16 protein-coding genes are annotated in these 13,453 nt (G+C 62.3%); 7 read left to right on the plus strand and 9 right to left on the minus strand.

Annotated elements, in window-relative coordinates:
- Positions 1-33 precede the first annotated feature (33 nt).
- From BLU37_RS15670 to BLU37_RS15695, 6 genes are all read right to left on the minus strand, one after another.
- Positions 34-1,371, minus strand: coding sequence for a sensor histidine kinase (locus BLU37_RS15670; RefSeq protein WP_010450022.1), 1,338 nt, complete (start codon positions 1,369-1,371; stop codon positions 34-36).
- A 76-nt stretch (positions 1,372-1,447) separates the two neighbouring features.
- Complete coding sequence (locus BLU37_RS15675) at positions 1,448-1,903, minus strand: Spy/CpxP family protein refolding chaperone (protein ID WP_090206336.1); 456 nt, start codon at positions 1,901-1,903, stop codon at positions 1,448-1,450.
- Between the two features lie 159 nt (positions 1,904-2,062).
- Positions 2,063-2,740: a response regulator transcription factor gene (locus tag BLU37_RS15680; protein WP_010450018.1), complete on the minus strand. Its 678-nt coding sequence runs from the start codon at positions 2,738-2,740 to the stop codon at positions 2,063-2,065.
- A 34-nt stretch (positions 2,741-2,774) separates the two neighbouring features.
- A complete protein-coding gene (locus tag BLU37_RS15685; RefSeq protein WP_010450016.1) occupies positions 2,775-3,182 on the minus strand; it encodes a translation initiation factor 2 in 408 nt (135 codons plus the stop codon).
- 115 nt (positions 3,183-3,297) lie between these two features.
- Entirely contained in the window at positions 3,298-3,597 is a 300-nt protein-coding gene (locus tag BLU37_RS15690; protein WP_010450014.1) for a YciI family protein, read from the minus strand.
- Position 3,598: 1 nt separating this feature from the next.
- Entirely contained in the window at positions 3,599-4,195 is a 597-nt protein-coding gene (locus BLU37_RS15695) for a septation protein A (protein ID WP_090206339.1), read from the minus strand.
- Positions 4,196-4,279: 84 nt separating this feature from the next.
- Here BLU37_RS15695 and BLU37_RS15700 point away from each other — a divergent pair, with 84 nt between their 5' ends.
- The 7 genes from BLU37_RS15700 (at position 4,280) to arfB (ending at position 11,606) form a co-directional block, all read left to right on the plus strand.
- Positions 4,280-5,146 (plus strand): PHP domain-containing protein, encoded by an 867-nt coding sequence (locus BLU37_RS15700; RefSeq protein WP_010450011.1) that lies wholly within the window; start codon positions 4,280-4,282, stop codon positions 5,144-5,146.
- A gap of 13 nt (positions 5,147-5,159) precedes the next feature.
- Entirely contained in the window at positions 5,160-5,789 is a 630-nt protein-coding gene (locus BLU37_RS15705; protein WP_026007875.1) for an L-threonylcarbamoyladenylate synthase, read from the plus strand.
- Between the two features lie 120 nt (positions 5,790-5,909).
- Positions 5,910-6,608 carry a segregation and condensation protein A gene (locus BLU37_RS15710; RefSeq protein WP_172833111.1) on the plus strand — a complete coding sequence of 233 codons (699 nt, stop codon included), beginning with the start codon at positions 5,910-5,912 and terminating at the stop codon, positions 6,606-6,608.
- A gap of 12 nt (positions 6,609-6,620) precedes the next feature.
- Positions 6,621-7,703 (plus strand): SMC-Scp complex subunit ScpB, encoded by a 1,083-nt coding sequence (scpB, locus tag BLU37_RS15715; protein WP_090206346.1) that lies wholly within the window; start codon positions 6,621-6,623, stop codon positions 7,701-7,703.
- 158 nt (positions 7,704-7,861) lie between these two features.
- Positions 7,862-9,076, plus strand: coding sequence for a 23S rRNA pseudouridine(2605) synthase RluB (rluB, locus tag BLU37_RS15720; protein WP_029530343.1), 1,215 nt, complete (start codon positions 7,862-7,864; stop codon positions 9,074-9,076).
- Positions 9,077-9,684: 608 nt separating this feature from the next.
- Positions 9,685-11,106, plus strand: a complete 1,422-nt coding sequence (locus tag BLU37_RS15725) for an amino acid permease (RefSeq protein WP_090206349.1) — start codon at positions 9,685-9,687, stop codon at positions 11,104-11,106.
- 86 nt (positions 11,107-11,192) lie between these two features.
- Positions 11,193-11,606 (plus strand): alternative ribosome rescue aminoacyl-tRNA hydrolase ArfB, encoded by a 414-nt coding sequence (gene arfB, locus BLU37_RS15730; RefSeq protein ID WP_090206352.1) that lies wholly within the window; start codon positions 11,193-11,195, stop codon positions 11,604-11,606.
- A 78-nt stretch (positions 11,607-11,684) separates the two neighbouring features.
- Here the strand turns inward: arfB and BLU37_RS15735 are convergent, their stop codons facing one another.
- The 3 genes from BLU37_RS15735 to BLU37_RS29695 form a co-directional block, all read right to left on the minus strand.
- Positions 11,685-12,890 carry an MFS transporter gene (locus tag BLU37_RS15735; protein WP_090206355.1) on the minus strand — a complete coding sequence of 402 codons (1,206 nt, stop codon included), beginning with the start codon at positions 12,888-12,890 and terminating at the stop codon, positions 11,685-11,687.
- 100 nt (positions 12,891-12,990) lie between these two features.
- Positions 12,991-13,173, minus strand: a complete 183-nt coding sequence (locus tag BLU37_RS15740; protein ID WP_010449996.1) for a hypothetical protein — start codon at positions 13,171-13,173, stop codon at positions 12,991-12,993.
- An 85-nt stretch (positions 13,174-13,258) separates the two neighbouring features.
- Positions 13,259-13,390 carry a hypothetical protein gene (locus BLU37_RS29695; RefSeq protein ID WP_019363465.1) on the minus strand — a complete coding sequence of 44 codons (132 nt, stop codon included), beginning with the start codon at positions 13,388-13,390 and terminating at the stop codon, positions 13,259-13,261.
- Between the last annotated feature and the right edge of the window lie 63 nt (positions 13,391-13,453).

A 13,453-nucleotide genomic window follows, 5' to 3' on the forward strand; every position in this document is an offset into this window, starting at 1 on the left:
AAGGGGGCCGCCAACACCCCACAACGTCTGGCTTCAGGCCGTTGCTGCTTCCGGCTCCAGCGGCAAATCCAGCGTCGCGATGAAGCCACCCTGCGGATGGTTCGCCAGAATCAGGCTGCCGCCATGGCGTTCCGCCGCCCGGCGGGCAATCGCCAGGCCCAGGCCGTGGCCTGCGGCGCTCTGGCCCGGAGCGCGGAAGAAGGGTTCGCCCAGTTGCGCCAGGTGCTCGGCTTCGGCGCCGGGGCCGTGGTCGCGTACGCTGATTTCGATCCGTTCACCCTGGCGTCGGGCCAATATTTCAATGGCCTGACCTTCGGGGCTGAAACGCTGGGCGTTACGCAGCAGGTTATCCACAGCCCGCTCGATCATGGTCGGCCAGCCACGCAGGTGCAGTTCCGGCTCGGCTTGCAGTTGCATGGGATGTTGCGGTTCGCCGAGCAGGGCTTCGCGTTGCAGGGAAGTCAGCATCTGATTGAGGTCGACCGGTTCGGCGCTGGCCTGGTCTGCATCGACCCGGGCCAGGGCGAGAATCTCGCTGATCAGTGATTCCAGACGATCGCACTCGCGGGTCAGGCGCGGCCATAGCCGCTCGCGCTCTTCGGGCGACGAGCGTTCCGCCAGGGCCAGGGCGATCTTCAGGCGCGCCAGCGGCGAACGCAGTTCGTGGGACACGTCGCGGAGCAACTGCCGCTGGCTGCCGATCAGGCTTTGCAGGCGCGCGCCCATCAGGTTGAAGTCCTTGGCCAGTACGCCGAATTCATCGCGGCGCGAAGCCAGCTTGGCCAGGCTGTTCTGTTGATAGGCGGTCTGGCCCAGGTCATGCACGGCACCACGCAGGCGACTCAGTGGACGAGTGATCGACAGCGTTACCAACAGGCTGAACAGTGTCAGGACCACCAGGGCGATGCCCAGGGCGCTGAGGGGCCAGAGCAGGTTTTCACGGTGCCAGGCATCCAGTTCCGGATGGGGAATACGGTAGATCAGCAAGTAGGTGTCGCCGCTTTTCGGGCTGGTGTACTCGGTCGTCAGGCGGCGCCAGGGCAGGCGGCGATCATCGTTGTGCTGGCGTGCCTCCAGGGCGGCCGCACGACGCGGGAAGGTGCCGCGCACGACCGGGTCGCCGTTTTCGTTAAGCACCTGGACATCGATGTGGTACTGCTTCTTGCGTTGTTCGAGGATCTCCTGGGCCGCTTCCTCGCCTTGGCTTTCATAGGTTTGGGTCCAGTCCTCGGCCAGGGTGGTCAGGCCCGGGTGGCGGCTGAGGATCCAGGCGTCCTGGTTGAGCATGTGCCCCAGCAGAATCGACAACCCCGCAACAAGGGCAATGGCCAGCCAGAAGCTGGCCAGGATGCGCCAGAACAGTGATCGCACAGCAGTTCCTCAATCAATCGGATACACATGGAGAAAGCCCGGCGGCCTAGGCCGTCGGGCTGGGGTTTGCAGCGGATTATTGCGCTTTTTGCGCCTGCTGTGCTTTCCAGGCCTTGAATTCAGCCCATTCGGCGCGACGTTCGGCACGTTTTTTCTGAATGTCGTCGAAGGTCTTCTGCTGCTCAGGTTTGAGCAGGGCACGGATTTCGCCGTCGGTCTTCTGGCGTGCGGCATTCTTTTCGTTCTGGAACGCGGTCTGATCGGCTGGCGAAAGCTTGGCCAGGTACTTTTCGGCCAACGCCTTGCGGGCATGCATCTGCTCGCCCATCAACCTGCCGATCTGATGGCGCTGCTCGGGGCTCAGATCCAGTTTGGCATAAGGGCTGCGCCAGTGGTGCTCGCCGCCAGGACCACCGTGGACTCCATGAAGTCCGGGAGCGCCAGGGCCACCCATCGGGCCGACCTCAGGCTGGGCCATGGCGACGGTTGGCAGTGCAGCAGCGAACATCAGGGCGATAAGGGTCTTGCGCATGGTGTCTCTCCTTGTCTCGATTCCGGTCAGTCCGGATGAGTACAGATTAAGGAGTTCAAGGTCAGCGGCGGTCAGCGGAGGGTAAAGCTTGGGTAAAGAGGTTTTGCCAGGGAGCTGACATTGGGGGTGGATGGCCGTCAAAGGCGGCCATCCACGATCTCAGGGCGCGTAATAGTACCCGCGGCTGCGCAGCGCCACGATCCGTGGCCGGCCATCCGGGTGCGGGCCGATCTTCTTGCGCAGGTTGCTGACATGCATGTCCAGACTGCGATCGTAGAGGGTCAGCTTGCGGCCCAGGGCAATCTGCGCCAGTTCCTGCTTGTCCAGCGGCTCGCCCGGTTGTTGCAGCAAGGCTTCGAGCAGACGGCTCTCGGAAACGGTGAGGGTGAAGTCCTGCTCGTCGATGGTGACCACGCCGCGCACCGGGCTGAAGCACAGGTCGCCCAGTTCCAACTGGCTCGAGGTCGCAGTCGGATGGCTACGGCGCAGGACGGCGCGCAAGCGGGCGGTCAGCTCCCGTGGATCGCACGGTTTGGCCAGGTAGTCGTCGGCGCCCAGTTCCAGGCCGAGAATCCGGTCCAGCGGCTCGCCGCGGGCCGACAGCATCACCACTGGCAGTTCCGGGTGGTCGCTACGCAGTTGCTTGAGCAGTTCCAGGCCGCTGCCATCGGGCAGCATCACGTCCAGCACCACCGCTGCCGGTGCGCTGTCGGCCAGCGCCTTGCGGGCGGTGAGACCATCGTGGCAGGCACGCACCTGAAAACCTTCCTGGCTCAGCCAGCTACTCAGCAGCTCGCACAGCTCCTGGTCATCATCAATCAGTAACAGGTCGCTCATGAAATTCTCGATAACAGATCGCCTTCTGGCGCTCTCAATTCAACCATTGCCGACGCTGTCTGCGCCCGCCACTGGCGAAGATACCGCAGAGCAGGGCCAGAAGTGCAACTCCCGCGCCGGTAACGAACCATTGCTGCTGATCGGTCAGCAGGCGTGAGCCCGGGTTGGCCTGCGCATCTTTGAGTTGCAGATTGAGGCGTTGGTTCTCCTGGCGCAAGCGGCTCAACTGGGCGCTTTCGCGTCCGGCCTCGGCATTGGCCAGTTGCTTGCTCAAGTCTTCGCGCAGCCGTTCGCTTTCCTTCAGGCGTTGCTGCAGATCGTTGATCTGGCTCGCGGCACTCAGTGACAGGGGAACGGCATTGCCTGCGCCACCTTCCTCGGCCTGGGCGAGTGGCCCCATCGACAAGGTGACCCACAGTAGACACAACAGACCTTTACGCATCGGAAACTCCTGATTCCAATCGGCATTCAGGATGTTGTCGGCTGTCGGTTCGGAATAATGAGCGATTGCCTGCGCGACGTCTTCTCAAGAGGGGGAGGCGTCGCGCAGACGGCGGTCAGGGCAGGGTTTGGCGAAATGGCTTGACCACGACGTTGCCGTAGACACCCGCGGCGACGAACGGATCGGCGTCGGCCCAGGCCTGGGCGGCAGCCAGGGAGTCGAACTCGGCGACGATCAGGCTGCCGGTGAAACCTGCGGCGCCCGGGTCGTTGCTGTCGATGGCCGGGTGTGGGCCGGCGAGGATCACGCGGCCTTCGGCGTTGAGCTGCTGCAGGCGCTCAAGGTGGGCCGGGCGTGCCGCCAGGCGTTTTTCCAGGGAGTTTTCAACGTCTGTGGCAATGATCGCGTAGAGCATGTCAGTCCTCGGTTTTTGGTGTAGTCGAGTCGGCGTCGTGCAGGTGACGGGACAGGTAGATGCCCTGGCCCACCAGGAACAGCAGGGTCATGCCCAGGCTGCCGAATACCTTGAAGTCGACCCAGTACTGCTGGAAGGTGAAGGCGACGAACAGGTTGGCGGCGCCGCAGAACACGAAGAATACGATCCACGCCAGGTTCAGGCGCGTCCAGACCGGCTCCGGCAGGCTCAGGGCATGGCCCATGATGCGCTTGATCAGCAGGCGGTCGCCGATGAAGTGACTGCCGGCGAAGGCCAGGGCGAACAGCCAGTTGACCACCGGGGCTTTCCACTTGAGGAAGGTTTCGCTGTGGAAGGCCAGGGTCAGGCTGCCGAACACCAGGCAGGCGATCAGGGTCAGCCACTGGCTTTTCTCCAGTTTGCGCTGGCTGATGAACAGCGCGCCATAGACCACCAGCGAACTGATGATCAACACCGCCGTGGCGCTGTAGATACCGCCGACCGTGACGCTTTGGCCGGCAATGTCGACCAGACGGGGTTCGATTTTGTAGACGATGAAAAACAGGAACAGCGGGATGAAATCGATGAATTGTTTCACAGTGGCAGCCAGAAGCAGGATGTAGCGGCATAATAACAAACATACTTGTCAGCGAAAGCGCCACCCAGAGGTTATTCAGTTCCCGTGGAAATCGACCTGCACTGCCATAGCACGGCCTCCGACGGCGCCCTGGCGCCAGCGGCCCTGGTTGCCCGTGCGCACGAGAAAGGCGTGCGAGTCCTGGCCCTGACCGACCACGACACCCTCGAAGGCCTGGCCGAGGCCCGTGAAGCCGCGCAGGCCTTGGGCATGCAACTGGTCAATGGAGTCGAGTTGTCCTGTACCTGGGGCGGCGCGACCATCCATGTGCTGGGCTACGGCTTCGATGTCGAGGCGCCGCCGCTGGTCGAGGCGGTGGCCCGGTTGCACGAGGGACGCTGGCTGCGCTCCGAGGAAATTGCCCGCAAGCTGGCGCTCAAGGGCATGCCCGGGGCCTTGGAGGGCGCGCGGGCGATCCAGCAGGAGTTGGGCGACAGCGGCAACGCACCGGCCCGTCCGCATTTCGCCGATTTCCTGGTGCGCGCGGGTTTCGTCAAGGATCGGGCCGAGGCTTTTCGCAAGTGGCTGGGCGCCGGTAAGCTGGGCGACGTCAAGTTGCACTGGCCGTCCCTCGAGGACACCGTCGGCACCCTGCGCGCGGCGGGGGCCTGGGTTAGCCTGGCGCATCCCTGGCACTATGATTTCACCCGCAGCAAGCGCCGCAAGTTGATTGCCGACTATATTCAAGCAGGAGGCCAGGCCATCGAAGTGGTCAACGGTTATCAGCCGGCCGAGCAGGTCGGCAGCCTGGCGATCCTGGCCCGTGAATTCGGGCTGCTGGTCAGTGCCGGCAGCGATTTCCATGGCCCCGGGGGCTGGTCCGAGATCGGTGAGTACCGCCCACTTCCAGAAGATCTGCCACCCCTCTGGCGTCGGTTCAAACATGATCAGCCATCCACCACACGCGCCTGAACAGGAAGACAACGTGAGTCAATTTTTCCAGATACATCCGGAAAACCCCCAGGCGCGCCTGATCAAGCAGGCGGTGGATATTATCCGCAAGGGCGGGGTGGTGATCTACCCGACCGACTCTTCGTACGCCATCGGTTGCCAGATCGGCGACAAGAATGCGGTCGAGCGCGTGCGCCGTCTGCGGCAACTGGACGACAAGCACAACTTCGCGCTGATTTGCGCCGATCTGTCGCAACTCGGCCTGTTCGCCAAGGTCGACACCGGCCTGTTTCGCCTGCTCAAGGCGCATACGCCGGGGCCCTACACCTTCATCCTGAACGCTACCCGGGAAGTCCCGCGGCTGTTGATGCACCCGAAGAAACGCACCATCGGCCTGCGCATTCCCAGCCATCCGATCGCCCTGGCGCTGCTGGCCGAACTCGGTGAGCCGCTGATGAGTGTGAGCCTGATCATGCCGGGCGAGAGCGAGCCGATGATCGATCCCTACGAGATTCGCCAGTTGCTGGAGCATCAGGTCGACCTGATCATCGATGGCGGTTTTGGCGGGCTCAAGGCGTCCACCGTGATCAACCTGGCCGATGGTGAGCCACAAGTGGTGCGGGTCGGTTGTGGCGATCCGGCGCCCTTCATGGTCGAGGCCTGAATGTCCGCCGTTGAAACGGTCGACAGCCAGGCCGGAGCGCAGCAGGAACTGCCGTTCGCCATGGTCTATGGCCAGGCGGTCAGGGAAATGCCGGTGGACCTGTATATCCCGCCGGATGCCCTGGAAGTCTTCCTCGAAGCTTTCGAAGGCCCGCTGGACCTGCTGCTGTACCTGATCCGCAAGCAGAACATCGACATCCTCGACATCCCCGTGGCGGAAATCACCCGCCAGTACATGGGCTATGTCGAGCTGATGCAATCGGTGCGCCTGGAGCTGGCCGCCGAATACCTGGTGATGGCGGCCATGCTCGCCGAGATCAAGTCGCGCATGCTGCTGCCGCGTTCGGCCGAGGTCGAGGAGGAGGAAGACGACCCACGGGCCGAGCTGATTCGTCGGCTGCAGGAGTACGAGCGCTTCAAGACCGCTGCCGAAGGCATCGATGGCCTGAGCCGGGTCGGCCGCGAGATCATCGTGCCGCAGTTGGACGCCCCCGAGGCCCGCGCGCGCAAGTTGCTGCCGGACGTCGGCCTGGAGGAAGTGCTGATGTCCATGGCCGAAGTGTTGCGCCGTGGCGACATGTTCGAAAGCCATCAGGTCAGCCGTGAGCAACTGTCGACCCGCGAACGCATGAGCGATGTGCTCGAACGTCTCAAGGGCGGTGGTTTTGTGCCCTTCGTCGAGCTGTTCACCGCCGAGGAAGGCAAGCTCGGCGTGGTGGTGACCTTCATGGCGATCCTCGAACTGGTCAAGGAATCCCTGATCGAGCTGGTGCAGAATGAGCCCTTCGCGGCGATCCATGTGCGTGCCCGAGCCGAATAACGAGCTTAATCAATGAACCTGACTGAACCCCGCGAGCTGGCCCCGCTGCTTGAAGCCTTTCTGTTGGCTTCGGGAAAGCCGCAATCGATGGAACGCCTGTACGAATTGTTCGAGGAGGCCGAGCGGCCTGAGCCAGCGGTCTTCAAGAAAGCCCTGACGATCCTCGCCAAGTCCTGCGAGGGCCGTGCCTTCGAACTCAAGGAAGTGGCTTCCGGCTATCGCCTGCAGATTCGCGAGAAGTTCGCGCCCTGGGTCGGCCGGCTCTGGGAGGAGCGTCCGCAGCGCTATTCGCGGGCGATGCTGGAGACCCTGGCGCTGATTGCCTATCGCCAGCCGATCACCCGGGGCGAGATCGAGGACGTGCGCGGCGTGGCGGTCAACAGCCAGATCGTCAAGACTCTGCTGGAGCGCGAGTGGATCCGCGTCGTGGGCTATCGCGAGGTGCCGGGCAAGCCGGCGATGTTCGCCACCACCAAGGCCTTTCTCGACTACTTCAACCTGAAGAACCTCGACGACCTGCCGCCGCTGGCGGAACTGCGCGAGCTGGAGCCGGACCCGGTGCTCGACTTCGACGACGCACCGGTGCCCGCAGGCCTACAGGCCCTGGCCGATGCCAGTGGCGACCCGGAGGCGGAGGACGAGCCTAAGAAGGAGGAGACCAGCTTCCACACCCTGCTGCTGGAGTTGGACTCCATGGAAGAGGGGATCAAGACCGACTTCGACGATTTGCTCCGCGATGCTGATGTTCCGGCGCCTGTCGGCGAGTTTCAGGAAGAGCCTGGATTGCCGCTGCCTGGGGCGTTCGATTTGCCCGAGTTTGAGGATGAGGTGGAGCCTGAACTGGACTCCGAGCTTGAGTTTGCGCCTGAATTCGAGCCGGAGCCCGAACCTGACGAGGCTGCGCACGAGCCGGAGGAAGACCGGGTCGGCGCCGCCGAAGCCCGCGAGCGCCTGCTGGCCGCAGTTGCTGCGCTGGACACCCAGGCCAAGGCCAAGGCCAAGTCCGATCCGGAGCCTGAACTGAGCGAAGAAGAGGCCGAGGCCCAGGCGTTGGCCGAAGCCATAGAGAACGAGCGGCGTCAGTGGGAAGATTGAGGTTTCAGGACCTCTATCCGACAGACAACTGCTACTCTCTGATGCGCAACGTTGAAGATCCGCGTATGATTCGCGGCCCTTCGACGATCCCATTCGTCCAGAACAGTTTTTTATCTCTATCAGGCCAGGCCTGAATCGACACACCGGGAGGTGCCCAGATGAGTGACAACGATCAGCAAGACAGCCAACCCATCCGCCCAGCAGGCGAAAAACTGCAGAAAGTCCTCGCCCGTATCGGCGTAGGCTCGCGCCGTGACGTGGAAGGCTGGATCAGCCAGGGCCGGATCAAGGTCAATGGCAGCAATGCCACCCTCGGCCAGCGCGTCGACCTGCACGACGCCATCACCATTGATGGCAAGGTCATCAAGCGCGAAGAGGCCGCCGAGTCGGTGCGCCGGGTGATCATCTACAACAAGCCCGACGGCGAAATCTGCACCCGCGATGACCCGGAAGGCCGCCCGACCGTATTCGACAAGCTGCCTCGTCCCAAAGACGGCCGCTGGATCAATATCGGTCGCCTGGACATCAACACCACTGGCCTGCTGATGTTCACCACCGACGGTGAGTTGGCCAACCGCCTGATGCACCCATCCTACGAGATGGACCGCGAGTATGCGGTGCGCGTTCGTGGCGAGGTCGACGACGAGATGATCGAGCGGCTCAAGGCCGGCGTGGTCCTCGAAGACGGTCCGGCCAAGTTCACCGATATCCAGCAGGCGCCAGGCGGTGAAGGCTTCAACCACTGGTACCACTGCGTGGTGATGGAAGGTCGTAACCGCGAAGTACGGCGCCTGTGGGAATCCCAGGGCCTGGTGGTCAGCCGCCTGAAGCGCGTGCGTTTCGGTCCGGTATTCCTCAATTCCGACCTGCCGATGGGCCGCTGGCGTGAAATGAGCCAGTACGAGGTCGATGTCCTCAGTGCCGAGGTTGGCCTGACGCCGGTGGCCATGCCGCAACTGAACGCCAAGAGCAAGGACAAGCTGGAGCGGATGCAGCGTAAATCCTCGCGTCCGATGGCCCGTAGCGAGCGCGTGCGTACCTTGCGTCCAGCCCAGGGCGAACCGGCCGTGGCCGAACGCCCGGCTCGCGAGCCGCATATTGAGGGCGAGCGTCCGGCCCGCAAACCGGCTGGCCGTCAGGACGGCGAACGTGCTCCACGTGCGCCGCGCCCGGCTGCGGGTCGTGGCGAATCGAGCCGTGGCACGCCCGTGGCAGATCGCCCGGTGGACAGCAAGCGCCCGGCCAAGCCGGCGCCGAAGTCCAAGCGTCCGGGTATCGGTCTGGTGGACAACGGTACGCCTTCGGGCAAGCGTCGTGGTGCACCGTCCGGTTCCGGCCAGCGTCCAGGCTTTGGACGGCGCAAGCCTGAATAAGCGCTTCGTGCCCTGAAAGAAACGCCAATCCACGGATTGGCGTTTTTTTTTGCACAAATTTTAGTGCATGCAGGGTGGAAAATTTTCGTTACATCCTGTCAGGAAAACCTTACGGATTTTTCGGCTGAACACCCTGGATTCATTGGCTCTGCCGCCCTGTAAGGAATAATTGCCGAGTGCGCGGCGGGTCGCTGCTTTGGCTGCGACCAGCCCTCTTGCCCCATCGGGCTGCTGCCTGTGTGATAGCCGCCTACCTGCCGGTCGTGGTCTGGCGGTGTACAATGCGCGCCGTTTGAACTGTGACCTCCTTGCGTAATCGCGCATTTTGGCTGTCCGGTGGCCGCTTTGCGACGCCCCGAAGGCCAATACCCTCAAGGTTATCCGCCTTGTTCACTCCATCTTGTCACAAGCACGATGGGTTCGATTTCGTCACAGATAAAAACAAACAGGTGACGCATGACTTGTAACAATCCTCGCAATCGCTGCCCTCTGAATACGTGGCGTCCATGCATCGGCCTGATGTTTGGCTCCAGGGTTTCGTCTATCGCTTATCGCTGATACCTCGACGCTCCACGAACCTCATCAAACCTTGCGTGAGACTTTTTTCAATGAGTGGAAACATCCCCCCTTCGGGCGAGCTGAAACGCGGCCTGAAAAATCGTCATATCCAGTTGATCGCCCTGGGTGGCGCCATCGGTACGGGCCTGTTCCTCGGTTCGGCCGGGGTGCTCAAGTCTGCCGGCCCGTCGATGATTCTCGGTTATGCGATCTGTGGCTTCATCGCTTTCATGATCATGCGCCAACTGGGCGAGATGATCGTCGAGGAGCCGGTCGCCGGCTCCTTCAGTCACTTTGCCCACAAGTACTGGGGCGGTTTCGCCGGCTTCCTGTCGGGCTGGAACTGCTGGATCCTGTACATCCTGGTGGGCATGTCGGAACTGACTGCGGTCGGCAAGTACGTTCACTACTGGTGGCCGGATGTCCCGACCTGGGCGTCGGCGGCGGCCTTCTTCGTGCTGATCAACCTGGTCAACCTGGCGAATGTGAAGGTCTTCGGCGAGGCTGAATTCTGGTTCGCGATCATCAAGGTGGTTGCCATCGTCGGCATGATTGCCCTGGGCAGCTACCTGCTGGTCAGCGGTCATGGTGGCTCGCAGGCCTCCGTGAGCAATCTGTGGCAGCACGGTGGATTCTTCCCCAACGGGGTCAGCGGTCTGGTGATGGCGATGGCGATCATCATGTTCTCCTTCGGCGGCCTGGAAATGCTCGGTTTCACCGCAGCGGAAGCCGACAAGCCGAAGACCGTGATTCCCAAGGCCATCAACCAGGTGATCTACCGGATCCTGATTTTCTACATCGGCGCGTTGGTCGTGCTGTTGTCGCTAACGCCGTGGGACAGCCTGCTCAGCACCCTGAATGCCTCCGGCGATGCCTACAGCGGCAGCCCGTTCGTGCAGGTGTTCTCGATGCTGGGCAGCAACACCGCCGCGCATATCCTCAACTTCGTGGTCCTGACTGCCGCGCTGTCGGTGTACAACAGCGGCACCTACTGCAACAGTCGCATGCTGCTGGGCATGGCCGAGCAGGGTGATGCGCCGAAGGTGCTGGCACGAATCGACAAGCGCGGGGTGCCGGTGCTTTCGATCCTCGCCTCGGCGCTGGTGACGTTCATTGCGGTGGTGATGAACTACCTGATTCCACAACATGCGCTGGAGTTGCTGATGTCGCTGGTGGTCGCGACCCTGGTGATCAACTGGGCGATGATCAGCTACTCGCACTTCAAGTTCCGCCAGCACATGAACCGCACGCAACAGACGCCATTGTTCAAGGCGCTCTGGTACCCCTACGGTAATTACTTCTGCCTGGCGTTCGTGGTGTTCATCCTGGGTATCATGCTGATGATCCCGGGTATCCAGATCTCGGTGTATGCGATCCCGGTGTGGTTGCTGTTCATGTGGATCTGCTACGGCATCAAAAACCGTCGCAGCAGCCAGCAGGGTTTGCCGACTGCCAGCTCCGCGCTGAAGTAACCGCCGTTTGCAACGGACAAACCCGGCCCTGCGCCGGGTTTGTCATTTCGGTATGCTGAATATTCCCGAGGTCGGACGTTTTTCCCATGCTGGTCATTTCCAACAACGTGCAACTGCCGGACAACGAGATCGAATGGACGGCCATCCGTGCCCAGGGGGCGGGTGGGCAGAACGTCAACAAGGTCTCCAGTGCGGTGCACCTGCGTTTCGACATTCCGGCGTCGTCGCTGCCACCGTTCTACAAGGAGCGTTTGCTGGCGCTGAGTGACAGCCGCATCACCAGTGACGGGGTGGTTGTGATCAAGGCCCAGCAATATCGGACCCAGGAGCAGAACCGCGCCGATGCCCTGTTGCGCCTGGTGGAACTGATCCAGGTGGCGACCAGGGTCGAGAAGAAGCGCCGGCCGACCAAGCCGACGCTGGGCTCGAAAAAGCGCCGCCTGGACGGCAAGTCACAGCGCGGGGCGATCAAGGCCGGGCGCGGCAAGATCGATTTCTGAGCCTGAGTGGCCTGTCAAAGACTACCTGTGGCGAGCAGACCTGTGGTGAGTGGGCCCGCTCGCCACAGGTATTCAGGTTCAGGCGTGGTCGCGTTGTTCACGACGCTTGGGTGCCTGGCGATACAGGTAGAGGCTCAGGCACAGCCCGGAAACCGCCGCGAGCGCGGCGAACAGGAAGATCGAGGCAAAGCCGAAACCGGCGGCGACCGCGCCTACCAGTGGGCCGGTGATGCCCAGCGACAAGTCGATGAACAGCGAATAGGCGCCCACCGCCGCGCCGCGACTGGAGGCGGGCACCAGATTGACCGCTTCCACGCCCAGCGCCGGGAACACCAGCGAGAAACCAAAACCGCTCAGCGCCGCACCGGCTACTGCCCATTGGGCATCAGGGGCAAGCCACAGCAGCAACAGGCCGAGAGTTTCCACCGACAGGCAGGCGATGGCCACGCGGAAACCGCCGAGACGGTTGATCATGTTACCGAACAGCAGGCGGGCACCGATGAAGCTTGCGCCGAACAGGCTCAGGCACAGTACGGCATTGTCCCAGTGCTGGGTGGCGTAGTAGAGGGTGATGAAGGTCGCGATGGTGCCAAAGCCGATCGAGCCCAGTGCCAACCCGGTACCGTGGGGCAGGACCCGGCCGAGTACATGCAGGAACGGCAGGCGCTCGCCGGAAACGATCGGTGCCGCCTGCTTGGGCCAGGCCAGCAACAGCCCGAGGCCTGCCAGGAGCAGGATGCTGACGCCCATGCTCCACAGGCCCAACTGGTGGACCAGCCATACGCCCAGCGGCGCACCGATGGCGAGGGCGCCATAACTGGCGATGCCATTCCAGGAGATCACCTTGGCGGTATTCTGTGCACCGACCCGACCGATACCCCAGCCGATGGACCCGGAGCCGACCAGGCTTTCGGCACTGCCGAGGATCATCCGGCCAATGAACAGGCTGGCCAGGCTCAGGCTTGGCGCCGCGTGGAGGAAGCTCGGCAGCAGCATGAAGACTCCGCTCAGGCCGCAGCCCGCCAGGCCATACATGACGGCGCGCTTGGCACCCAGGTTGTCGATGATCCGACTGGCATAAGGGCGGCTGAGCAGGGTGGCCAGGTACTGCACGCTGATCACCAGGCCGGCGATGACCGTGCCGAAGCCCAGTTCGCTATGGACATAACCCGGCAGGACCGCCAGTGGGATGCCAATGTTCAGATAACCGATGAAAGTGAAGAGGACAATGGAGACGACTTGCAACGTGACCGTGAGGGGGCGTTGGGAATCTGGCGTGGGCAAAGGCTCACCATGGCAGCGGAAAGGGTAAAGATAGGCTGCTTATGATAACGCTGCTAAGGGTGTTGTGGGGTGTTCCATCGAAAAAACGTTGGGCAGGGCGTCAGGATTGGGGCTGTGTCAGCAAGCGGGTGGTCACCAGGGCGGCGAGAGCGTTTTCCTGGCTGCCGAAGCGGGCGAGCAGGGCGGCCTGTTTTTCTTCGGAAAGGTTGTTCCACAGCGTGATCATCTGTTCGGCGGTACCGATCAACCGGTTGGCCTGGGATTCGTCGAAGGTGTCGGTCACGGTGTATTCCTGTTGAGTCGCGCTTGCCTGGCCGTGTGAAAAAACATCAAGAGTGGTTTTTTCACACGGTCAGCTATTGCAGGCTTCAGTCTTTGCTATCGGCCTTCAGGCTGTCCGCAGCCTCTTTTGTTTCAGGCTGTTCAGCACTGGCTTGTTGCGGAGTTTTCTGCTCAGTTTCGTGCAGGCTCGGGAAGGGGAAGTTGGGTATTTCGTGCATCGTCGTCGCTCCTTGCAAAGTCTGTTTTTTAAATCGCTGGGTAGATCCGCGCTTTTAAAAAAG

The organism is Pseudomonas asplenii, assembly GCF_900105475.1.
GTDB lineage: Bacteria > Pseudomonadota > Gammaproteobacteria > Pseudomonadales > Pseudomonadaceae > Aquipseudomonas > Aquipseudomonas asplenii.